Origin of the sequence: Blautia luti (assembly GCF_013304735.1) — a bacterium.
GTDB lineage: Bacteria > Bacillota > Clostridia > Lachnospirales > Lachnospiraceae > Blautia_A.
The window spans coordinates 239,364-262,260 of sequence record NZ_JAAITI010000001.1; the positions used below are offsets into that span (position 1 = coordinate 239,364).

The window sequence follows — 22,897 nt, forward strand, 5'->3', positions numbered from 1 at the left end:
TTCTCCAATCGGCAAAAATACTAGTATGTTGTTACAAGCGTTCCTATTATAGCATAAAATACACAGAAATACGAGCAGGCCGGATTTTATTATGGGTAATATTTTACAGGGAAAAGGAGAATATTTTACCCTTATCCAAAAATATTCCCATTATCAGCAAGGGAACCGGATGATAGAATATAACCAGATCAAAGGAAAGGGAGGAGAAAGAGCCGTGTCAGAATATGTTCTTGAATTAAAAGGTATTACGAAGATATTCCCCGGTGTCAAAGCTCTGAATAATGTACAGTTCCAGCTCAAACCTGGCGAAGTTCATGCGCTGATGGGTGAGAACGGTGCTGGTAAATCTACGTTTATCAAGGTTATTACCGGAGTACATAAAGCAGAAGAAGGTGAGATGTTCTTAAACGGACAGAAGGTTGACTTCAAAGGTCCGAAGGATGCCCAGGAAGCAGGTATCGCAGCCGTATATCAGCATCCGACATCATATCCGCACCTTACAGTTGCAGAAAATATTTTTATGGGTCATGAGATCATCAAACATCATATGATCCAGTGGAAAGAAATGAATCAGGAGGCGAACAAATACCTCAAAGAGCTGGATGCAGATTTCGATGCAACCGCTGAGATGGGTACCCTTTCTGTTGCACAGCAGCAGATGGTAGAGATTGCCAAGGCACTTTCCACAAATGCGAAGATCATCATTCTGGATGAGCCAACAGCAGCACTTACCAGAAACGAGTCCGAGAAGCTTTACACACTGGTTGACAAGCTGAAAGCAAATGGAGTTTCCATTATCTTTATTTCTCACCGTTTCGAAGATATGTACCGTCTGGCTTCCAGAGTTACCGTATTCCGTGATTCCCAGTACATTGGAACTTATGATGTAGACGGAATCACAAACGCAGATCTGATCAAAGCTATGGTAGGCCGTGAGATCAATGATCTGTTCCCGAAACCGGAAGTTGAGCTGGGAGATGAGATGCTCCGCATCGAACATTTTTCCAGAACAGGATTTTTCAAGGATGTTTCCTTTAATGTACGTGCAGGCGAGATCGTAGGTCTTACCGGTCTGGTTGGTGCAGGACGTACAGAGGTTGTGGAAGCTGTCTGCGGAATCACCCGTCCGGATGAAGGAAAAGTTTTCCTTGAGGGAAAAGAAGTTTACATCAAGACTCCTTCCGAGGCAATGGAAAAAGGTGTCATCCTTCTTCCTGAGGACAGACAGAAGGAAGGTCTGATTATGAGCTGGGGACTTGGAAGAAACGTAACACTTCCGATCATCAGCAAATATGCAAAATCCGGATTCAACGATGAGAAGGCAGAAAGAGAACTTTCCAAGAAACTTCTTGAGGAAGTTGATACCAAGGCGGTTGATATCTTCCAGCCGGCAAGCTCTCTGTCCGGTGGTAACCAGCAGAAAGTTGTAGTTGCCAAGGCACTTGCTCAGGAAATGAAAGTTGTTATCATGGATGAGCCGACCAAGGGTGTTGATGTTGGTGCAAAAGCTGAGATCTATGCGATCATGGGAGATCTTGCTAAAAAAGGATATGCGATCATCCTGATCTCTTCCGAGATGCCGGAGATCCTGGGTATGGCGGACCGTATCGTAGTTATGTGTAACGGCCGCAAGACTGGTGAACTGAGCAGAGATGAGGCAACACAGGAAGGAATCCTTGAGCTGTCCATGGAAAAGAGCACTGGAAAGGGGACTAAATAATGGAAAAGAAATCTGTCATCAAGAAGATTACAGGCTCCCGAGAGGCTCTGCTGGCAATTATCGTAATCGTGCTGTTTGCAGTTGTCACAGCGATCAGCCCGTCATTCCTTACGCCGAAGTCACTCATGGAGATGCTGAAAAATAATGCAGTAACAATGGTAATGTCACTTGGTATGTTATGTGTCATGCTGGTAGGCGGAATCGATATTTCCATCATGTCAACTCTGGCACTTTCCGGTATGTCCATCGGTATGCTCCTGAAATACGGACATATCACAAGTACATTACTTGCTTTCATCATTGCAATGGCAATCGGTATTGCCTGCGGACTTGTTGTAGGTCTTGTAATTTCAAGAGCAAACGTTCCGCCGATCATTGCAACCATGGGCTTTATGTACATCTACAGAGCAATGGGTTATCTTGTTTCTCACGGTGGTGAGTGGGCAAGTGCCGCAGCTCTTGGTGAGTTTAAGAATTTTGCAACAACCAATTTCCTTGGAATCAACAAGGTTATCTGGGTAATCATCATCTGTTATGTGGTATTCTTCTTCTTTATGAAATGGACAAGAACAGGACGAAGAATCTACGCAGTAGGAAGTAATGCAAGTGCAGCACAGGTTTCCGGTATCAATGCAAAGAATATCAACCTTCTTGTATATGTGATCATGGGATTCCTCGCAGGTCTTGGCGGAGCACTTCAGGTATCTGTTTATGCTTCTGCAATGCCGGATATGCAGTACGGCGGTGAGATGGATGTCATCGCAGCCTGCGTTATCGGTGGTGTAAGCATGAGCGGCGGACGTGGAACTGTAGTTGGTGCATTCCTTGGTTCCATCATCCTTGCAACCATCGCAAAAGCTCTTCCACTTGTAGGTATCAGTTCCCTGTGGCAGAACATGATCAAGGGTGTCATTATCCTGGTAGTAGTTGTGATCAATGTTGTCCTGCAGAGAATCGCAGACAAAAACGCATTAAAGGGAAGGGAGATGTAAATCATGGCTGGAAAATCTGGAAGAAGTATTAACAATGTGCCGGAAAATCCGATGAAACACATCATATTCAGTTGGGAAGGCATCCTGGTCATTCTCTTTATCCTGGTAAATATTTTCTGTGCATCATTTTCTGAATTTTATAACTTGAAGAGTGTTCTTCGTCAGATGCCGGTTTACCTTGCAGAGGTATTCATGATGTTCCCGATGGCGTACATCCTGGTATTAGGCGAGATTGATATTTCCGTTGGTGCGATCGTGTGTCTCTCCGCAACATTAAGCTGTATGGTCTGTAACACAAACGCTCCATTCATTGTAGTCGTACTTACAGCACTGGTTGTTGGTGCCCTCTGCGGTGCGGTTAACGGATTCATCCTTACCCGTTTCAAAGAGCTTCCTCCAATGATCGTAACACTGGCAACACAGATTATCTTCCGTGGTATTGCAGAGGTAACACTTGGTTCCGGCGGAAGTATTGCAGTTACAAATACAGATGGTTTCCGTGCCATCGGTGGAAAAGTCGGACAGGTTCCGTACATTCTTTTCCTGGTGCTGATCCTTGGTGTTCTCTTTGCAATCTTCCTTGGAAAGAGCACATTCGGACGTCGTACCTACGCAATCGGAACAAACCGTGTGGCAGCTTATTATGCAGGAGTTCATGTAGAGAAGATTCGTTTCATTATCTACACAGTTATGGGACTCATGTCTGGACTTTGTGCACTGTTCTTGGTATCATCTTCTTATGGTGCCAACACAACAACCGGTAACGGATTCGAGATGGATGCCATCGCAATGGCAGTATTCGGAGGCATCTCCTCCACAGGTGGTAAAGGTAACCTGGCCGGCGGTATCATTTCCGCATTCATCATCGTATGCTTACGAGTTGGTCTTGGACAGAAGAACGTAAACGCACAGGTAATCCTTCTTATCATCGGTGTACTTCTGGTAGCAGCAGTTGCTCTTCCAAACATCATCGGTGATGTAAAAAAAGCAGTAGCAATGAAGAAAAACTAAATATCACTTTTTGAACGCAGGTCGCGAAACGACTGCGTTCATGAGCAAGTAGCGAAGCGGATTGCGAATATCCGCTTTACACCCCATATGATTGTTAGCTGTTTCCATCGGTGTAGCGGAGGCAGCAGCATATAAAAAAATTATATTCTTATAGGGAGGAACAAAAATGAAAAAAAAGGTAATTAGCGCAATCCTTTGTGGAGCAATGGTTCTTGGTACAGTTTGCCCGGTTCTCGCAGCAGATGACAAATCCGAAGATACTAAGACAGAAGCAGCTGGAAATTCCGCAGAAGGCAAAAAGATCGCTCTGGTTGGTAAAGCAGCCGGCAACGCATTCTTCGAGATCGCAGCAGATGCTTTCAAATCAACAGTAGAGGCTGAGGGTGGCACAGTAGAGACTGTTTATCCTGAGACAGCAACTGCTGATGCACAGATTAAGGTTCTTGACAACCTGATTTCTCAGGACTTCGATGCAATCTGTATCTCCGCGAACGATGTTAACGCTCTTCAGGCTAAACTTGAGGAAGCTATGGATGCAGGAATCAAAGTATCTTCCTTCGACTCCGCACCGAACAAAGACAGCCGTGAGATTTTTGTAAACCAGGCTGGTACAAAAGAAGTTGCTCAGGCACTTATGGATGCAGTTCTTGATATTTCCGGTGGTGAGGGACAGTTCGCTATCCTTTCCGCTACATCTCAGTCCGCTAACCAGAATGCATGGATCGACGCAATGAAGACCATCATGGAAGGCGACGACAAATATAGCAAACTTGAGCTGGTAGACGTTGTATACGGCGATGATGAGCCACAGAAATCTACAGACCAGACAGCAGCTCTTCTTCAGAACTACAAAGATCTGAAAGTTATCTGTGCACCGACAACTGTTGGTATCGCAGCAGCTGCTAAATACCTTCAGGATAACGGATCTGAGTGCAAACTGACAGGTCTTGGACTTCCGTCTGAGATGCAGGAGTACACAGGTGATGATGCAGATCATTCCTGCCCATACTTCTATCTGTGGGATATGCAGGGCCTTGGAAAACTCAGCGCTTACACAACAATCGCTCTGATCAACGGTGACATCACAGGTGCTAAAGATGACAAGTTCACAGCTGGCGACCTTGGTGACTACACAATCACAGACGCTGATGACGGCGGTACAGAAGTTGTACTTGGCGCACCTCTGAAATTCGATACAAGCAACATCGAAGAGATGGCTAAACTGTACTAATCAGAAATCTGATTAACGGATTGACATTTTTATATGATAAAGTCCTTTTAAAAAGAGGTTGCTGTACTGTTCTGACGGTATGGCAGCCTCTTTTACTGATACTTGTCAGAGGAATCCAAAGGTGACAGAAAAAGAGACAGGAATAGCAGAAAAGACCTGCTTCAGATGGGTTACAGATAAAATTGGTTATGGTAAAATATAACAGAATATACAATACGGAGGAGATTTGCCATGAAACAGTCAGATTCATGCAAAATCTATAATAAACTCTGTAATAACAGCCGCAGTGATAACAGATTTCTGACCGGGGCTGTTTTTGTATTATCCAAAAGTATTGAACTTAAGAAGGAGATGAAAAAATGAATTGTGAAAAAGCACCTACAGGAAAACCAAGCGAAGATCGTCGTTGGATGCAGTATTATCCGGAAATGATGCTCAAAATGATTCAGAAACCAGAGTGTACCTTATGGGAATACCTGGAACAGCATTGTCCTGGACCAGATGTGGTGGCAATCCATTATTATGGAGAAGATATCACCTGGAAAACTGTTTTCGAGGAATCCGAAAAATGTGCGAGATCATTGAGGGCGATGGGATTTGGCGAGGGAGATCAGATTCCTGTATTTTTCAGATTGGTTCCAAACTTTGTATTCCTTTTACTGGCAGCAGAAAAAATCGGTGCTTCTCTGTTATGCAGAGATAACACACTTCTGGAAAACGTTGAGGCAGTCAGCAAAGCCGATGCAAAAGCAATTTTTGCACACGATTTCCTTGCACCGAAGGAACTGAGAACTTATTGTGAGGGAGCAGGCGTAAAGAAAGTAATTCTTCTGAATCCGATGTACTATGGAGATGAGAGTACACTTCCGGATTACATAAAAGAATCTCTGGATGAGAATTATCCGCGGGTAACGGCATCCGGAGAGAATACCATGACCTGGGATGAATTCCTCTCCATCGGTAATTATTACGTAGGAAAAGTAGAAGCGGAAAAAGATCTCAACAGACCGCTGTTCCGTGCTTACACAAGTGGTTCCACAGGCCCATCCAAACAGGTTATTCACTGTGCGAATAGTATGCTCGGTACTGTATGCCAGATGAATTTCTATGGTGGATCCGATGATGTCCGTCCAACCTGGATGGTAACCTGTCTGCCACCTGCACTGGTAGCCGTTGTTGTTTCCATGGTACTGCTTCCATTATCCTCAAATAAACTTCTGATTATGGATCCGTTTGTTGATCCGGAGGATGTAGACCTCGAGATGATGCGTTACAAACCAAACGGCTGGCCGATGATTCCGATGTTTATTGAAGCGGTTATGCGTAATGGCCGTGTTCCGGAGGATTACGACATGTCCCATCTTCTGGCAGCAGGAGCCGGATGTGAGGCAGTAAACAACAACCAGCTTGACCGTGTACAGGAATTTCTTCATAAACATAACTGTAATGTACGTTTTACAGTAGGATACGGAAGCAGCGAAGGTGGTTCCAACCTGACCTTCCAGATGGCTCCGAAATCTGTTCATAACGGAAATGTGGGAATCCCGATGCCGCTGAACGACATGGGCGTTTTCAAACCTGGAACACAGTAAGAACTTGGATATAACGAGATGGGCGAGATCTGTACTGTAGGTCCTGGAAATATGCTTGGTTATGACAGAAGAAGTGCCACAGCAAAAACACTCCAGAGACATGCGGACGGCAAGATCTGGCTTCATACCGGAGATATTGGTTATGTAGATGAGGATGGCGTTTTCTACGTACTGAACCGTGGTGCCGCATTCCGTTACGGTGGTGGTGAGCTTGCAGTACTTCCTATGGAGAACCGCCTTGCAGATGCCAAGATCAAAGGAATTAAAGATGAATTTTTCGTACTGATCGAGGATGAAGATCATGACGGATACTTTGTTCCATACCTCTATGTTGTTCTGGAGGACGGATACAAAGTTGATGATATCATTAAAGACGTACAGTCTTGTCTGGAACCATACATGTTTCCAGTTGAAATACTGGCAATTGATGAGAGACCTTTCTTCCACTTTAAGACAAACCGTATTGAGTTGTCCAAAGAGCTGAAGAAAAAGAATCACGATTGCTGAAAACCTGGTACTGTAAAAACAGTAAAAACCAGATGAAGCTGTAAAACAAAAAAAAGAAAGAAGGAGAGAAAAATGAGTACAAAATTACACTCAGGTCTGAAGCGCACCCTTGCATGGTTATTGACAGCTGCAATGCTTGCACAGGGATGCTTCGTTGTATCTGCGGATGATTTTTCAAGCGAGCCGGTGGCAGCGCAGGAAACTCAGGCAGATACACAGTCTGATGCGGAAGCAGTTGATTTTGACACAGATGCTGTTGAAACAACAGAATCATCAGACGATGTTACGTCAGAGGAAGATGAAATTGCTGCCCCGGACGTAGAGCAGGATGCTGATGTGGAAGATATTTCACAGGAGGCAGACAGCGAGGAGTTAACAGCTCCGGAGACCACAGATGACAATGCGGCAGCAGAGCAGAACGCATTTGATGACGGCAGCGCAGTTGCAGCATTTTCTGATGGTACAGAGACTACAGAAGATGAGACAGATGATTTAAAAGTTGACAATGGTTATGTTGATATTGCAGGAGGACAGCAGTACAGCTACTCACGTCTGTATGATAAAGATAGATATGTTAGGTATGCAATAGGAACATATCCGGCAAATGGAAGCAGTTTGACTCTTAGCGTTGGTGACAAAAGAGGAATGATGTATCATGCTTTGTATACTTCTACATCTTCCAAATATACAGACTATAAAAAAGCTAGCTGGTCAAAAGTTCGTGGCAATCATAGCAGTTCGATTTATAGTGTTGAATGGTCCAGTGATAATGAAAATATTGCAAAGGTTGTTTCTAATTCCGATTATGGTCCGTATACTACAGGTATGTGGGTTCAGGGTGTCAGTGAAGGTACAACCACGATCAGATCTACATTTATACCAGGTACATCCTATAAAGATAAAGTCAAAACAGTGACAAACACTTTTACTGTTACTGTTACAAAAGCAGCAGATCCGGTAAATATTGGAGATACTTCCAAAATTAAACTGACAGGAACAGCAACAACTCCTTATCTGACAACAAAAAAAACATCTACAGATGTAGCAAGCTTATGGGGAAGAACACCAGAGATTAACTATAAAGCTTCAGGAGATGGTCTTGAAAACTGCGATGCAAGTTGGAGAGTTTGGTCAGAGACTGGTATAATCGAACACCTGTTTTGTATCAACTTTGGAGAAATGGTTGGATTAACACCTCAAAAATCAGATAATACCACCTATACTCCATCCCCGTCTGACAGTATGTCGGATAAATTTTTACGCCCAGTAAATTCACCGGCAGATGGCATTTACCTTCGAGGTGACTTAGGTGGATATTGTTCCATGGTAGATGGTAATGTCGTATTCGACAAAGTTTCTCCAAGAGAGTCTATCTATGTGTATGCTTTTGGTGTAAAAGATGGAAAGAAAATCGAAGTTAGGGATATTAAGTGGGAATCCAGTGATCCATCTGTTGTAAGAGTTTATGATATCAGATCTGCGGTTCAGATTCAGCTGAGAAGTGATAAGGTTGGTGGTGCTGTGATCACAGGTACCTATCAGCCGACAGATGCTGAGGGAAATCCAGATGGTGATCCACTGACGATGAGTTTCCGCGTTTTTGTTAAAGGTTTCTATATTACTGAGCCAGCAGGAAGCGATGGTTCGACCAAAACTATTGAGTTATCTCTGGATGATGAGGATAAAAACAAGACAAAAGCGATTGCTTACAAAATGATCGATGGTAGCGGTGAAACCGGTGAGGCTGCAACTGCTGAGGGAATTACCTGGAGTATTGACAAGCCAACCGTTGCAACTGTTGACTCCGATGGTAATGTAACAGCAAAATCTGCTGGTGAAGCTACCGTAACAGGAACCTGTGCAAGCCCAAGCACAACAGATACGGTTAAGATCATTGTAAAAGGATCAGGAAGCCTTGCTTTTGATGCTACAGAGTACAACATCAAAAAAGCAGGAACTGCTACGATCAAGGCAACTGCAACTTCAAACAATTCTACTGTAAAAAATCCTGAAATCACATGGACAAGTGATGATGAGAAAATTGCGACTGTAGACGGTGGTAAGATTACAGGTGTCAGCGAAGGCACAACAACAGTAAGAGCATCCTGGACAGCTGACAATGGCAAAACTTATACTCAGAGTGCAAAAGTAAATGTTGTATACGATGGTCTGTATTTATCTGACAGACAGAATGAAGTAACTCTGGCACAGGGAAGTACACAGGAAATCGTATGGCAGCTCCTGAATATGGGCGAATATTCTAAGGGATCCACCGGAGAGGGATATAATGAGTCTTCAGATGTAACCTGGAAGTCAGCTGACGAAGCTGTTGCAACAGTAGATTCTGTTGGTGTTATCACTGCGAAGGATCTTCCAGAAGGTCAGACAACAGCGAGCACAACTGTTACAGTAAGCTACAACGGAACAAAAGTAAAAGATATTAAAGTAAATGTAACCGAAAACCAGAAAGTTGTTGTAAAAGGTGAAGCTGTAGAAATTACCGGAACTAAGGGTGAAACCAAAACCAACAATGCCGGTGAAGATATTACAGATACCTGGAAGATCGGTTATTTTGAAAACGGTCATGGAAGTCTGAATGCCCAGTTTTATGGTAACGGTATTTATAATATTGATATTGTAAAGCAGGCAGGAGAAAAAGTAAGCGTTACAGGAAAGACTCCATACAGTGGATATATTTATTTGAGCCATAAATATTATGTACCGATGGAAACTGGACAGCTTTATGGTGTATGGCAGAGTATCGCCATTAAGGTTAATGGTGAAGCAGGACTGTATCTGAACAAAAACTCCTTATCTATGAAGATGGGAGAATCCGGTACAGCAACAATCCTGGGTACCTTTATTAAGGAAGATGGAACAGAACTGGAACGAAAGTTCTGGGCAGATAAGAGTAATCCGAAGCTTTCAAAACTTGAGATGGTTGAAGGCGATACAAATATCGTTACAGCAAAAGCAGATCCGGAAGATGGAAGAATGCTGCATCTTACAGCTGTTTCTCCTGGAAAGACTACGATCACAATCAAATGTTATCCGTTTGATCCTACAGCTACCTGTGAGGTAGAAGTAACATCTGACGCAAGACTGGTTCTTACTCCGGCAGATAAATTGAGAGTAGTACAGGGTGATACACAGACAATTGAGGCAAAAGCATGGGACGGTTCCGCATATGTGGAAAATCCTGAAATTACATGGCAGAGCTACAATACAAAGATCGCAACTGTAGACGACAAAGGTGGAGTTACAGGTGTTAAAAAAGGATCTGTTGGTGTAGCTGCAACATGGAATGGCATTACATCTGACCCGGTACAGGTTACTGTAGTTCCAAGTAGAACACTCAATGTAACAACTACATGGGATGACGATAACAACCGTGATGGTAAACGTCCGGAAAAAACAACACTTCAGCTGACAACAACAGACGGTGAGAATGTTGGGGATCCGGTAGAACTCAACGCAGATAACGAGTGGAAATATACATGGAAGAATCTTGCATCTGAGGATGAAGACGGACAGCATATCTCCTATCTGGTAACTGCAGTTGAAGATGACACACTGACAGCAAACAACTATACAGCCGAAGTAACAAGAAGCTCCTCTGATGATGAATTTGTTGTTACTTACAAACACGAAATCGAAAAAACAGGCATCACCGCAAACGTGACATGGGATGATGCAGACAACCAGGATGGAATCCGTCCGAAGGAAGTAACCTTACAGCTCAAAGCTGACGGCGAAGCAGTTGGAGATGCCATCACTGTAAAAGCAGACAGCAATGGTAACTGGACAAAGACCTGGTCAGACCTTCCGGTAAATAAAGAAGGTGCAGTTGGTCAGGCAATCGTGTACACTGTAGAAGAATCCGGACTTCCGGACGGATATGCATCTGCAGTAGCAACTGATGAAGAAACAGGAGCTATCACAGTTAAGAACTCCCACACACCGGCAGTAAAAGACCTCACAGTATCTGCGAAATGGGATGACGCGGACAACCAGGATGGTGTTCGTCCGGCATCTGTTGACGCAGTTCTTTACGTAGGTGACACAGCAACAGACAAGACAGTAACTCTTACAGCAGAAGAGAACTGGACAGCAACCATCAAAGACATGCCTGTATACGCAGCAGGTAAAGTCGGCGAGGCAGTGAACTATTCTCTGAAAGCTGCAAAAGAAGTAGAAGATTATACAAGCGCAACAGACGGACTTACTCTTACATTTACCCATAAGGCAGCCGTTACAGCAGTAACCGCAACCATCACATGGGATGATGCAGAGAACCAGGATGGAATCCGTCCGGATTCTGTAACACTTCAGCTGAAAGCAGACGGTGAGTCAGTTGGATCCAGAATCACAGTTGATGGAACAAACGACAAGTGGACCAAGACATGGGATAACCTTCCGGTTAACAAAGCTGGTAAGAAGGTTACTTACACAGTAGAGCAGACCGGTCTTCGTTCTGAGTACACTCAGGCAACAGCCGGAGACGCAGCAACAGGCTTCACAATCACAAACAGCTACACACCAAAGGGTGTTGATATCGCTGTATCTGCAAACTGGGATGACCAGGACAACCAGGATGGAATCCGTCCGGAGGCTGTAGAGGCTGAACTTTATGCAGACAACGTATCTACAAACAAAAAGGTACGCCTTACCGCAGATACTGACTGGAAGGCAACCTTTGAGAAACTTGCAGTAAACAAAAACGGTAAACCAATCAACTATACACTTCAGGCAACCAAAGTTGAAGGATATGATCTGACAACAGAGGGAAGCGGAGCAGACGGCCTTGTTCTGAAATATACACACAAGGTAAAAGCAGTCGATGTAACAGCAACTGTAAAATGGGCAGATGGTGAGAACCAGGATGGAATCCGTCCGAATACTGTAAACTTACAGCTGAAAGCAGATGGCGAGAACGTTGGTGATGCAATTGTTGTCAATGCAAACAGCAATTGGACCAAGACATGGAGCGGACTTGCAGAGTATAAAGCTGGTAAGAAAGTTACTTATACCGTTGAGGCAACTGGAATCAGATCCGAGTATAAAGTAGAGATTACCGGAGATGCAGCAACCGGATTTACAGTTACAGCAACACACGTACCTGCAAAAGCAGAAGTAAAAGCATCTGTTGTATGGGATGATGCAGACAACCAGGATGGAATCCGTCCGGAGGCTGTAGAGGCAGAGATCTATGCAGGAGATGTATCCAACAGCAAGAAAGTAAGACTTACCGCAGAGAACAACTGGACAGCTTCCTTCGGTGAAATGGAACTGAAGAAAGACGGCCAGGAAATCAAGTACACTCTGGTAGGAACAAAAGCAGATGGATATACTTACACATGCACCGGAAGCGGAGCAGCAGGACTTGTCCTGACATACACTCACAAACCGGAAGTAGTAAGCGTTTCCGTAAACACAACATGGAATGACAAGAACAACCAGGATGGTCAGAGACCAGGATCTTACAGCGTTCAGCTGAAAGCTGATGGTGAGGCAACCGGCGATGTGATCACTCTGAACAGCAGCAACAGTTTTGCAAAAGTATGGAAGGATCTTCCGAAATACAAAGCAGGCAAAGTTGGCGAAGCAGTTAAATATGAGGTCGCTGTATCCGGACTTCCAGAGAACTATGAAACAAGAACAGAAGCAGACGGCAACACATTTAACGTAATCAACACTTACATCCCGGAGACAGTACAGATCCCGGTAAGTGTAAAATGGGATGATGCAAACAACCAGGATGGCAAACGTCTTGATTCTGTAGAAGCAGAGCTTTATGCAGACGGACAGGCAACAGGAAACAAAGTAACCTTAGATGAGAAGAACAGCTGGAAAGCTTCCTTCGCAAAGGTTGATGTCAAGAAAGACGGAAAGAGAATCAACTATACCGTTAAGACAACCGAAAACAAAGATTACACCATTACAACAACAGGCAATGTCCTGGATGACAATGGAGTTGTAGTTACTTACAAACATGTACCGGAGACAGTAAATGTATCCATCAAGAGTGCATGGAATGACGCAAACAACCAGGATGGAATCCGTCCGGCAACCATCAGCGTACAGCTTATGAAAGATGACAAAGAAGAGGGAGATAACATCAACCTGAAGATCGCATCTTCCAAGACATGGAGCAATCTTCCGAAGTACGCAAATGGAAAAGAAATCAAATATGCGGTTGCAATTTCCGATGTATCCGGTTATACTAAGAAAGTGACTGGAAGCGTTGCAGACGGCTATGTTGCAGCATTTACACACAGTGTTTACAAGACATCTGTAGTCGTACAGAACACATGGAGTGACCTGGACAATGCCCTTCTCACCCGTCCTTCCAGCTTAACCGTTCAGATCTATGCAAATGGTAAAGCAACCAGCAAGAAAGTAGTACTGAACAGTGCAAACAAGTGGAAAGCAACTGTATCAGGACTTAACAAGAATTCAGCAGGTAAGAAGATTGCCTACTCTGCAAAACTCGTTAAGACACCGACTGGTTACAAGGTAACAATTGGCAGCATCAGTTCCAAGGGCACAATTGCCATCAAGAATACATACACCAAGTTTACCAAGAAACTTACAGTTAAGATTTCCCCGACTAAAGTTACCTACAACGGAAAGACACGGAAACCTGCTGTGAAGTCTGTATACTATGGAAAGACTAAACTCAGCTCCAGCTACTATACAGTAAGCTTCAAGAACAACAAGAATCCGGGAATCGGTTCCGTAATTGTAAAAGGTAAAGGCAAATATGCTAAATATGCAGGTTCTGCAACATTCAGCATTCTGCCAAAAGCTCCGACAGGTTTAACTGCCAAGAGTACAGCCAAGAAACAGGCTACAGTAACTTGGAAGGGAAGCACAGGAGCAACAGGATATCAGATTATGATCAGTCAGAAGAGTGATTTCAGAAAAGGTACAACAAGAACCTTCACAATTAGAGATTCTAAGAGAAGAAGCGGTGTACCGAAACCGATGACCAGTGGAAGGACTTATTATATCCGTATCCGCAGTTACAAAACGACATCCAATGGTAAGACAGTATATTCCGCATGGAGTAAGAGCACAAAAACAAAAATTAAATAAGTAATTATTTATTTGGCGGATGGAGCGCAAGCGCCATCCGCTAAAGCAAGGAGAGGAGGAGCAATGTTTAAGAAATGGGCTGGCTGGAAGAAAGTTGCTGCCTGCCTGATGGGCGCTGCACTGCTTATGCAGGGCGGAAGCGTTGCCATGGGTGCGACAGAAACAGCTAAATATTCTTCCACAAAAGCAGAAAAGAGCAGTGTAAAGAAAGCCGCTGCGAAAGATGAAAAAGAAGATTCAACAGATGGGGAAGATTCTGCAGAGGATGAGGATTCCACAGAGGATACAGATTCCGCAGATACAGAAGATTCTGCAGACGCAGAAGATTCCACAGAGGATACAGATTCCGCAGATGCAGAAGATTCTACAGAGGATACAGATTCCACAGATGCAGAGGATTCTACAGAGGATGAAGATTCCACAGATGCAGAGGACTCTGCTGAGGATGAAGATTCCACAGATGAGGATCAGAAAGCAGACAGAGTAGAGGACAATGATGCAGATGCACAGGATGCATAAGGTAAAGAAGCAGATCCGCAGTCTTTAGGTTTAAGCACAACTGGAAGTGTAGATCATATCGATATCGGAGCACTTACAGCTGCAACACTGAAAGTTGGTGATAAGACTATCACACAGCCGGTAATCCTGACATTTGAGGATATTGCCAATGCATCCATTTCCGGAGATGCAGGTTTCTCAGCAGACCAGTCTTCCCTCAGTGGAAGTGTTGGTGTCAGCGGAATGGCACAGATCCGTGTTCCTGGAAATTATCCGGTTGGAACGAAGGAAGCACCAGCTGTTTATAGTGTAAGTGTAACTAAGGATGTTACATTTGTTGACCCGGATACGGGCGCAACTTATGTAAGAACTATTACATTCTCTACATCCTTTACATACTGGGATTGGACAAATGACTGTCCGAACCTTGGATTCAGAGTTAACTGGGCAGCAGGATATGTAATTCCTTGCTCAGGTATGGATATTGTACTGGGATGTGGGTATGATGAGATTCCGGCTCCGGAGCCAAGTGTGAGCCCAGAGCCAAGCGTAAGTCCTGAGCCAAGTGTGAGTCCAGATCCAAGCGTAAGCCCAGACCCGAGTGTAAGTCCGGATCCAAGCGTAAGCCCAGACCCAAGTGTGAGCCCGGATCCAAGCGTAAGCCCAGACCCGAGTGTAAGCCCGGATCCAAGCGTAAGCCCAGACCCGAGTGTAAGCCCGGATCCAAGCGTAAGCCCAGACCCGAGTGTAAGCCCGGATCCAAGCGTAAGCCCAGACCCGAGTGTAAGCCCGGATCCAAGCGTAAGCCCAGACCCGAGTGTAAGCCCGGATCCAAGCGTAAGCCCAGACCCAAGTGTGAGCCCGGATCCAAGTGTAAGCCCAGACCCGAGTGTGAGCCCGGATCCAAGTGTAAGCCCAGACCCGAGTGTGAGCCCGGATCCAAGCGTAAGCCCAGACCCGAGTGTGAGCCCGGATCCAAGTGTAAGCCCGGACCCGAGTGTAAGCCCAGACCCAAGTGTAAGCCCGGACCCGAGTGTAAGTCCGGACCCATCTGTAGAGCCGACAGACACACCAGAGCCAACAGATACACCGGTACCAATGAACCCAACAGGAACAGCAACACCAACTCCAACAGGAACAGCAACACCGGTACCTGGAACAACCAATAACGGATCCAATGGCGGTAATGGAACTACCACAAATGGAACAACAACTAACGGAACAACTACAAACACAACTTCCAATAACACAACATCCACATCTTCTTCCGATGAGGTAAAAACTGCAGATAATTCTCATATCGCACGTTATGGAATTCTGGTTGTATTTGCACTGTTAGATGCAGTAATGGCATTCTTTGCACTGCGTTTAAGACGTCGTGACGACTGATTTACAGGCAGAAGCATATAAGAACTGAATTTACAGACAGGAGATTGCATTTTGTGATCTCCTGTTTTGCTATAGAGAAAAGCAGCGATGGAGGTGCGTTATGCAGCAGGCATTACTGGATCAGCTGAGAAAAATAACCGAAGAAGAGCGAAAAATCCTGGATGGGGAAGCGGAGGTAGATAAAGATCTCTATACATCCGGAAGAGATTTTACCGTAGACAGTGGAAAGATGCTGAAAGAAGGCAGACTGATTGCGGTGCGTACCCATACTCGTTTTGTGCATTTCCCGGCGCACAGGCATAATTTTGTGGAAGTGCTGTATGTGTGCGAGGGATCGCTGACCAATATCATCGATGGAAAAAAAGTTGTGGTGAATAAAGGGGAGCTGCTTTTTCTCAACCAGTTTACGAAACATGAGATCCTGAAAGCGGGACAGAATGATATTGCCATCAATTTTATGGTGTTGCCGGAGTTTTTTGATGTGGCCTATTCCATGACAGGGAATGACAACATGCTGGCAGATTTTCTGGTGAATGTATTGCGCCAGGATGAAGAGCGGGGTGAATATCTCCACTTTAAGGTCGCGGAAGTCATGCAGATCCAGAACCTTCTGGAAAATATCATCTATTCTCTTGTAAATGGCGAAGAAAACCGGGAACGGATCAACCAGACCACCATGGGCCTGATCTTTATGTATCTGGTGGAATCCGTACAGTATGTGGAGATGCGCCTTCCCAATCAGTACGAAAATATGATCTCCATGACAACACTGGACTATATTGAGCAGAAGTACCGGACAGCTACCCTTACGGAGCTGTGCACCAGGCTTCATCTGCCTATGCATGTGCTCAGCAAGATGATCAAAAAGACCACAGGATTTAATTTCAAGGAACTTCTTCAGAGAAAACGCCTGAATAAGGCAGTAGAGCTGATGTGTGAGACGGACCTTCCCATCAGTGATATTATTGCAGCTGTAGGGTATGAGAATAACAGTTATTTTCACAGAGTGTTTAAAGAACATTATCATATGACACCGCGGGCGTTCCGGGTAAAGAACAGTGAAAAAGAGCAGGTAAGATTATAATCTTACCTGCTTTAACTTTAGATATCATGGAACCGTCCGATTTTATCTTTGATTCGCTGCATTTCATTATCCATATCAATGACAGCGCGGGCACAGTTCAGAAGCTCGCTGCTGACTTCCTCGTAACCATCCATTTCTTCAATATCCTGTTTATATCGGAGCTGATGTTCCAGTGTAGCCCAGAAATCCATTCCATTGGTACGGATCTGGATCTCCGCGCGCATGGGCGTTTTTCCCTTGGAGAAGAACACCGGGATTTCCACGATCATGTGATAGCTGCGGTAACCGTTTGGCTTGGGATTTTTGATATAGTCTTTTACCTGAATGACGGTGATGTCATCCTGCTTGGCGATAAGGTCTGCAATGGTGTAGATATCATCAATAAAAGCACAGACAACACGGATACCGGCTACGTCATTGAGCTGGTTCTGGATATTTTCGGCAGTGAAGTCATAGCCCAGTTTTTTTAATTTCTTGTAGATGCTTTCCGGTTTTTTGATTCTGGTCTTGATAAAGGAAATCGGGTTACGTTTATATTCTACGGAAAACTCATCATTGAGAACTTCCAGTTTGGTACGTACCTCACGGACAGTACAGCGGTACATCATCATCAGATCATTGAATCTTGCAGAATTTTTGATAAAAACCTGTGGATCTGGGGTATCCAGCCAGGTGTTTGTATTTTTTTCAGCCATGGTATTTTTCTGGTAAAACTCCCTTCTTAGGTAGGTTTTGTGATAATCACACTATCACAATTATAGAATAAAATGACATTTTTTTCAACTTTTGTATTGACATATTAAAAATCCTGTGCTATTTTATATAAAAAATTTAATCGAGTAAACCACTAAACCGTTGAAGCGGAGATAAAGGTACTCATGCGCGCACAGAGAGTCCGGGAGGGTGAGAGCCGGGCCGAGAAGCAGTTTACCAAATGGACCGCAGAGGGCACAGGGAAAGGTGTTATGGATACCGAGTATTCTGTGACGTGAAGGCATACGTCAGTTGCCGGGAATATGTAGGTATTCCGCTAAGTGCACGGATCGAACCGTGAATCAGGGTGGCACCGCGGGTGATTTGGAATTTGACGCTCGTCCCTGGCAGAACCAGATTCTGCCGGAGACGGGCGTTTTTTGAATTCCAATTTTTTCAAAACTGGAATGCATGAACAAGTAGTGAATGTGGATCGCGAATTTTCCGTATCGTACCGTTCCAACGTCTCCGGCACAGGAATGAAAAAAACTCAGGAGGGCCTGTATATGTATCCAACATTAGAAAAACTCAAAAGTATCGCACAGTCAGGCGAATACCGGCGCATCCCCGTATGCCACGAGCTGTATTCCGACCGCTACACACCTGTAGAAGTCATGAGAACCTTACGCACAGCCAGCAGACACTGTTATCTTCTGGAAAGTGCAAGCCAGACAGAAGTATGGGGACGCTATTCCTTCCTGGGATATGAGCCATCTATGGAAATCACCTGTACAGACGGAAATCTTCAGATCCGAAAGATCCACGAGGACGGAACCGAAGAAAAAACTGTACAGCAGGTAAAGCATCCTGGAGATGCCATCCGCCAGATCCTGAAAGAATACAAAAGTCCGGTGCTGGAAAATATGCCTACATTCACCGGTGGTCTGGTAGGATATTTTTCCTACGATTACATCAAGTACAGCGAGCCGAAGCTGAAACTTACCGATGAGACTGTACAGGATTTCAGGGATATGGACCTGATGCTTTTTGACCAGGTAATCGCTTTTGATCATTACAGACAGAAGGTACTTCTGATCACCGGTGTGATGACGGATGACCTGGAAAATTCCTACCGGAAAGCCGAAGAGAAGTTAAAAGAGATGGCAGATCTGATCCGAAACGGAAAACAGGATGAGTTTCCGTCCCTGAAACTTAAATCTTCCATTGAGCCACAGTTCCCAAAAGAAAAATACTGTGAGATGGTAGAAACCGCAAGACATTACATCCGTGAGGGAGATATCTTCCAGGTAGTCCTTTCCAACCCGATGCGGGCAAAAGCTGAAGGAAGCCTGTTTGATACTTACCGCGTTCTCCGGGCTACCAATCCTTCTCCGTATATGTTTTATTTTTCCAGCGATGATATTGAGATCGCAGGAGCATCCCCGGAAACACTGGCCAAGCTTACCGGAACGGAATTAAGCACCTTCCCGTTAGCAGGAACCAGACCAAGGGGCAAGACAAAAGAAGAAGACCAGGCACTGGAAAAAGGCCTTCTCTCCGATGAAAAAGAACGTGCCGAGCACAACATGCTTGTGGATCTTGGAAGAAATGATATCGGAAAGATCAGCAAGATCGGAACCGTAAACGTAGAAAAATATATGTGCATCGAGCGTTTTTCCCATGTTATGCATATCGGTTCCACAGTTACCGGACAGATCCGGGATGACAAAGATGCGGTGGATGCAGTAGATGCCATCCTTCCGGCAGGAACCCTTTCCGGAGCACCGAAGTTCCGTGCCTGCCAGATCATCCAGGAACTGGAACAGAGCAAACGAGGTATTTACGGCGGCGCCATCGGATATCTGGATTTCGCCGGAAACCTGGACACCTGCATTGCCATCCGCCTGGTTTATAAAAAGAACGGCGAGATCTGCATCCGGTCCGGAGCCGGAATCGTGGCAGAAAGTGTTCCGGAAAACGAATTCCAGGAATGCTGCAACAAGGCAAGAGCCGTTGTACAGGCAATCGAAACTGCACAGGAGGGACTGGAATGATAGTACTGATCGATAATTATGATAGCTTTTCCTATAATGTTTACCAGCTGATCGGTTCTGTGGAACCGGATATCAAGGTCGTAAGAAATGATGAAGTGACCATCGAAGAGCTGGAGGCCATGAAGCCGGAAGCCCTGATCCTTTCCCCGGGCCCGGGACGTCCGGAAGATGCAGGGATCTGCATTGAATCCATAAAATATTTCAAAGACAAACTGCCGATCCTGGGCATCTGCCTTGGACATCAGTCCATCTGTGAAGCATTTGGAGGAACCGTCTCCTATGCAAAAGAGTTGATGCACGGCAAGCAGAAGGAAATCCATAAAGTTGGTGAGAGTCAGATGTTTGAGGGCCTGCCGGAAACTTTCCTGGCAGCAAGATATCACTCACTGGCAGCAATCCGGGATACATTACCGGAAGAACTGGTTGTCACCGCAGAGTCTGAGGACGGCGAGGTGATGGCACTGGAACATAAAAAATATCCGATTTTCGGATTACAGTTTCATCCGGAATCGGTTATGACACCAGATGGAAAAACGATGATCGAGAATTTTATAAAAGTTGTCAGAGAGAAATAAGGAGGAAACCACAATGATCAAAGAAGCAATCATTAAACTTTCAAAAAAACAGGACCTTACATATGATGAAGCAGAAGCTGTAATGAATGAGATCATGGACGGAGCGGCAACACCGGTACAGATGGCATCCTACCTTACCGCACTTTCCATGAAAGGCGAAACCATTGATGAGATCACAGCATCCGCAGCAGGTATGCGTGCACACTGCATCAAACTTCTCCACGACATGGATGTTCTGGAAATCGTGGGAACCGGCGGTGACGGAGCAAACTCCTTCAATATTTCCACAACTTCTTCCCTTGTGATCGCGGCAGGCGGCGTTCCGGTTGCAAAACACGGAAACCGTGCAGCATCCTCCAAGAGCGGAGCCGCAGATGTTCTGGAAGCCCTTGGCGTAAAGATCACCATCCTACCGGAAAAAAGCGCTGAGATCCTGAAAAAGATCAACATCTGTTTCCTGTTCGCACAGAATTATCACATTGCAATGAAATATGTGGCACCGATCCGAAAAGAGCTGGGAATCCGTACAGTATTCAATATCCTTGGACCATTAAGCAACCCGGCAGGCGCAAACATGGAGCTGATGGGAGTCTTCGATCAGTCTCTGGTAGAGCCGCTGGCGCAGGTTATGATGAAACTTGGTGTGAACCGTGGAATGGTTGTTTTTGGACAGGACAGTCTGGATGAGATTTCCATGAGTGCACCGACTTCCGTATGCGAGATCAAAGACGGATGGTTCCAGTCCTACGAGATCACACCGGAGCAGTTCGGTTACACACGCTGCAGCAAAGAGGAACTTGCAGGTGGCACACCGGAAGAAAACGCAGAGATTACAAAAGCCATTGTAAACGGAACCGAAAAAGGACCGAAGCGTCAGGCTGTATGCATGAACGCAGGTGCCGCACTTTATATTGCAGGAAAAGCAGAGAGCCTGGAAGCCGGCGTGAAGATGGCAGAAAATCTGATTGATAGCGGAGCTGCAGCAGCCAAACTTCGGGAATTTGTGGAGGAGACAAACAAAGAATGAGTGAAAAAAACATTCTGGAAGAAATCGCAGAAAAAACAAGAGAACGTATCCAGAAGGAAAAACTTCAGCTTCCTCTGGAACAGCTAAAAACTCTGGCAGAAAAAGCACCGCAGCAGCCCTCTTTTCTGGAAGCTCTGAAAAAACCGGGCATGTCCTACATCTGCGAAGTAAAAAAAGCTTCCCCTTCCAAGGGACTGATCGCAGCAGATTTTCCATATCTGGAAATTGCGAAAGAATACGAGGCAGCAGGCGCATCCGCAATCTCCTGTCTTACAGAACCTTTTTATTTCATGGGAAGGGATACTTATCTTCGTGAGATCACGGAAATGGTGGATATCCCGGTTCTCCGGAAAGACTTTACGGTGGATAAGTATATGATCTATCAGGCAAAAGCATTCGGCGCATCGGCAGTGCTTCTGATCTGTGCCATCTTGGATGATCAGGAACTCCGGGAATACCGGGAGCTGGCAGAAGAGCTGGGAATGGATGCACTGGTGGAAGCTCACGACGAGGAAGAAGTGGCAAGGGCACTGAAAGCAGGAGCAAAGATCGTCGGTGTAAATAACCGGGATCTGAAAACCTTTAAAGTTGATATGAATAACAGCATCCGTCTTCGAAACCTGGCACCGGACAATGTGGTATTTGTTTCGGAAAGTGGAATCAAAAACGCCGGAGACATCGCTATTCTGGAAAGAAACCGGGTAGGCGCGGTCCTGATCGGCGAGACACTGATGCGAAGCCTGGATAAAAAAGCAGCGCTGGAAGAGTTAAATGGTGGAGTACTGAGATGAAAGAAGCATTGAAGAAAAGAACCAGGATCAAGATCTGCGGCTTGACCCGCCCGGAAGATATCCAGGCAGTTAACGAAGCGAAACCGGACTTTGCAGGATTCATTGTAGAATTCCCGAAAAGCCGGAGAAACGTCACAGTAGATCAGCTGCGGCAGCTCAGAGAAAAACTGGATGAAAGCATTTTGCCGGTAGGCGTATTCGTCAATGCACCGGTGGAGCTTCCCGCACAGCTTTTAAATGAAGGAACCATTGCCCTGGCACAGCTTCACGGACAGGAAGACGAGGCGTATATCAGACAGCTTAAGACTATGACGGACCAGCTTCTGATAAAAGCTTTTTCCATAAAAACAGAAGAAGATGTAAAGAGTGCGATCCGTTCGGAAGCAGATTACATTCTTCTGGATCAGGGATCCGGGGGCACCGGAGAGACCTTTGACTGGAATCTGGTACCGGCTATAAAGCGTCCCTGGTTTCTGGCCGGAGGCCTGGGATGTGACAATCTGGAAACAGCCATAAAAATGCTGCATCCCTGGGCAGCAGACTTAAGCAGCAGTGTAGAAACCGACGGTCACAAAGACCCGGATAAAATAGCAAAAGCGGTACAGACCGTGAGGAACATAAAGGAGGATTTTTAA

General features: G+C 45.2%; 17 protein-coding genes. 16 read left to right on the forward strand and 1 reads right to left on the reverse strand.

Features of this window, described 5'->3' with window-relative positions; translation table 11 throughout:
- Positions 1 to 214 precede the first annotated feature (214 nt).
- The 11 genes from G5B06_RS01015 to G5B06_RS01060 all read left to right on the forward strand — a co-directional run bounded on the left by G5B06_RS01015 (position 215) and on the right by G5B06_RS01060 (position 17,122).
- Complete coding sequence (locus G5B06_RS01015; RefSeq protein ID WP_148444938.1) at positions 215 to 1,720, forward strand: sugar ABC transporter ATP-binding protein; 1,506 nt, start codon at positions 215 to 217, stop codon at positions 1,718 to 1,720.
- Positions 1,720 to 2,712: an ABC transporter permease gene (locus tag G5B06_RS01020; protein ID WP_148444937.1), complete on the forward strand. Its 993-nt coding sequence runs from the start codon at positions 1,720 to 1,722 to the stop codon at positions 2,710 to 2,712. The genes G5B06_RS01015 and G5B06_RS01020 overlap by 1 nt, the downstream gene beginning before the upstream one ends.
- A 3-nt stretch (positions 2,713 to 2,715) precedes the next feature.
- Complete coding sequence (locus tag G5B06_RS01025) at positions 2,716 to 3,723, forward strand: ABC transporter permease (RefSeq protein ID WP_173761838.1); 1,008 nt, start codon at positions 2,716 to 2,718, stop codon at positions 3,721 to 3,723.
- A gap of 166 nt (positions 3,724 to 3,889) precedes the next feature.
- Entirely contained in the window at positions 3,890 to 4,954 is a 1,065-nt protein-coding gene (locus tag G5B06_RS01030; protein ID WP_173761839.1) for a substrate-binding domain-containing protein, read from the forward strand.
- A 231-nt stretch (positions 4,955 to 5,185) separates the two neighbouring features.
- Positions 5,186 to 5,317: a hypothetical protein gene (locus G5B06_RS19170; protein ID WP_256442549.1), complete on the forward strand. Its 132-nt coding sequence runs from the start codon at positions 5,186 to 5,188 to the stop codon at positions 5,315 to 5,317.
- Positions 5,314 to 6,546 (forward strand): AMP-binding protein, encoded by a 1,233-nt coding sequence (locus G5B06_RS01035; RefSeq protein WP_173771145.1) that lies wholly within the window; start codon positions 5,314 to 5,316, stop codon positions 6,544 to 6,546. Before G5B06_RS19170 ends, G5B06_RS01035 begins: the two co-directional genes overlap by 4 nt.
- An 18-nt stretch (positions 6,547 to 6,564) precedes the next feature.
- Positions 6,565 to 7,053: an AMP-binding protein gene (locus G5B06_RS19300; RefSeq protein ID WP_173771147.1), complete on the forward strand. Its 489-nt coding sequence runs from the start codon at positions 6,565 to 6,567 to the stop codon at positions 7,051 to 7,053.
- Positions 7,054 to 7,125: 72 nt separating this feature from the next.
- On the forward strand, positions 7,126 to 14,151 hold the full coding sequence (locus G5B06_RS01045; RefSeq protein ID WP_173771149.1) for a Cna B-type domain-containing protein: 7,026 nt from the start codon (positions 7,126 to 7,128) through the stop codon (positions 14,149 to 14,151).
- A gap of 63 nt (positions 14,152 to 14,214) precedes the next feature.
- Positions 14,215 to 14,670 (forward strand): hypothetical protein, encoded by a 456-nt coding sequence (locus G5B06_RS01050; protein WP_173771151.1) that lies wholly within the window; start codon positions 14,215 to 14,217, stop codon positions 14,668 to 14,670.
- Positions 14,671 to 14,892: 222 nt separating this feature from the next.
- Positions 14,893 to 16,038 (forward strand): hypothetical protein, encoded by a 1,146-nt coding sequence (locus tag G5B06_RS01055; protein ID WP_173771153.1) that lies wholly within the window; start codon positions 14,893 to 14,895, stop codon positions 16,036 to 16,038.
- Positions 16,039 to 16,138: 100 nt separating this feature from the next.
- A complete protein-coding gene (locus G5B06_RS01060) occupies positions 16,139 to 17,122 on the forward strand; it encodes an AraC family transcriptional regulator (RefSeq protein ID WP_173761843.1) in 984 nt (327 codons plus the stop codon).
- A gap of 17 nt (positions 17,123 to 17,139) precedes the next feature.
- Here the strand turns inward: G5B06_RS01060 and G5B06_RS01065 are convergent, their stop codons facing one another.
- Positions 17,140 to 17,817 carry a GTP pyrophosphokinase gene (locus G5B06_RS01065; protein WP_173761844.1) on the reverse strand — a complete coding sequence of 226 codons (678 nt, stop codon included), beginning with the start codon at positions 17,815 to 17,817 and terminating at the stop codon, positions 17,140 to 17,142.
- A gap of 564 nt (positions 17,818 to 18,381) precedes the next feature.
- Here G5B06_RS01065 and trpE point away from each other — a divergent pair.
- Genes trpE through G5B06_RS01090 form a run of 5 tightly spaced genes read left to right on the forward strand, consistent with a single transcriptional unit; the run spans position 18,382 to position 22,897 of the window.
- Positions 18,382 to 19,869, forward strand: coding sequence for an anthranilate synthase component I (trpE, locus tag G5B06_RS01070; protein ID WP_173771155.1), 1,488 nt, complete (start codon positions 18,382 to 18,384; stop codon positions 19,867 to 19,869).
- Positions 19,866 to 20,444, forward strand: coding sequence for an anthranilate synthase component II (locus G5B06_RS01075; protein WP_173761846.1), 579 nt, complete (start codon positions 19,866 to 19,868; stop codon positions 20,442 to 20,444). The genes trpE and G5B06_RS01075 overlap by 4 nt, the downstream gene beginning before the upstream one ends.
- Before the next feature lie 13 nt (positions 20,445 to 20,457).
- Positions 20,458 to 21,471: an anthranilate phosphoribosyltransferase gene (gene trpD / locus G5B06_RS01080; protein ID WP_173771158.1), complete on the forward strand. Its 1,014-nt coding sequence runs from the start codon at positions 20,458 to 20,460 to the stop codon at positions 21,469 to 21,471.
- Entirely contained in the window at positions 21,468 to 22,262 is a 795-nt protein-coding gene (gene trpC / locus G5B06_RS01085; RefSeq protein ID WP_173761848.1) for an indole-3-glycerol phosphate synthase TrpC, read from the forward strand. The genes trpD and trpC overlap by 4 nt, the downstream gene beginning before the upstream one ends.
- The gene (locus G5B06_RS01090) at positions 22,259 to 22,897 is read left to right on the forward strand and encodes a phosphoribosylanthranilate isomerase (protein WP_173761849.1); all 639 of its coding nucleotides are present in this window, start codon (positions 22,259 to 22,261) and stop codon (positions 22,895 to 22,897) included. Before trpC ends, G5B06_RS01090 begins: the two co-directional genes overlap by 4 nt.

Excerpts from the sequence above, each read along its gene's own strand:
- G5B06_RS01055 (WP_173771153.1), top strand. The coding sequence starts at position 14,893 with ATGGCACAGATCCGTGTTCCTGGAAATTATCCGGTTGGAACGAAGGAA.
- G5B06_RS19170 (WP_256442549.1), top strand. The coding sequence starts at position 5,186 with ATGAAACAGTCAGATTCATGCAAAATCTATAATAAACTCTGTAATAAC.
- G5B06_RS01020 (WP_148444937.1), top strand. The coding sequence starts at position 1,720 with ATGGAAAAGAAATCTGTCATCAAGAAGATTACAGGCTCCCGAGAGGCT.
- trpE (WP_173771155.1), top strand. The coding sequence starts at position 18,382 with ATGTATCCAACATTAGAAAAACTCAAAAGTATCGCACAGTCAGGCGAA.
- G5B06_RS01030 (WP_173761839.1), top strand. The coding sequence starts at position 3,890 with ATGAAAAAAAAGGTAATTAGCGCAATCCTTTGTGGAGCAATGGTTCTT.
- G5B06_RS01060 (WP_173761843.1), top strand. The coding sequence starts at position 16,139 with ATGCAGCAGGCATTACTGGATCAGCTGAGAAAAATAACCGAAGAAGAG.
- trpD (WP_173771158.1), top strand. The coding sequence starts at position 20,458 with ATGATCAAAGAAGCAATCATTAAACTTTCAAAAAAACAGGACCTTACA.
- trpC (WP_173761848.1), top strand. The coding sequence starts at position 21,468 with ATGAGTGAAAAAAACATTCTGGAAGAAATCGCAGAAAAAACAAGAGAA.
- G5B06_RS01025 (WP_173761838.1), top strand. The coding sequence starts at position 2,716 with ATGGCTGGAAAATCTGGAAGAAGTATTAACAATGTGCCGGAAAATCCG.
- G5B06_RS01075 (WP_173761846.1), top strand. The coding sequence starts at position 19,866 with ATGATAGTACTGATCGATAATTATGATAGCTTTTCCTATAATGTTTAC.
- G5B06_RS01050 (WP_173771151.1), top strand. The coding sequence starts at position 14,215 with ATGTTTAAGAAATGGGCTGGCTGGAAGAAAGTTGCTGCCTGCCTGATG.
- G5B06_RS01045 (WP_173771149.1), top strand. The coding sequence starts at position 7,126 with ATGAGTACAAAATTACACTCAGGTCTGAAGCGCACCCTTGCATGGTTA.
- G5B06_RS19300 (WP_173771147.1), top strand. The coding sequence starts at position 6,565 with ATGGGCGAGATCTGTACTGTAGGTCCTGGAAATATGCTTGGTTATGAC.
- G5B06_RS01090 (WP_173761849.1), top strand. The coding sequence starts at position 22,259 with ATGAAAGAAGCATTGAAGAAAAGAACCAGGATCAAGATCTGCGGCTTG.
- G5B06_RS01065 (WP_173761844.1), bottom strand. The coding sequence starts at position 17,817 with ATGGCTGAAAAAAATACAAACACCTGGCTGGATACCCCAGATCCACAG.
- G5B06_RS01035 (WP_173771145.1), top strand. The coding sequence starts at position 5,314 with ATGAATTGTGAAAAAGCACCTACAGGAAAACCAAGCGAAGATCGTCGT.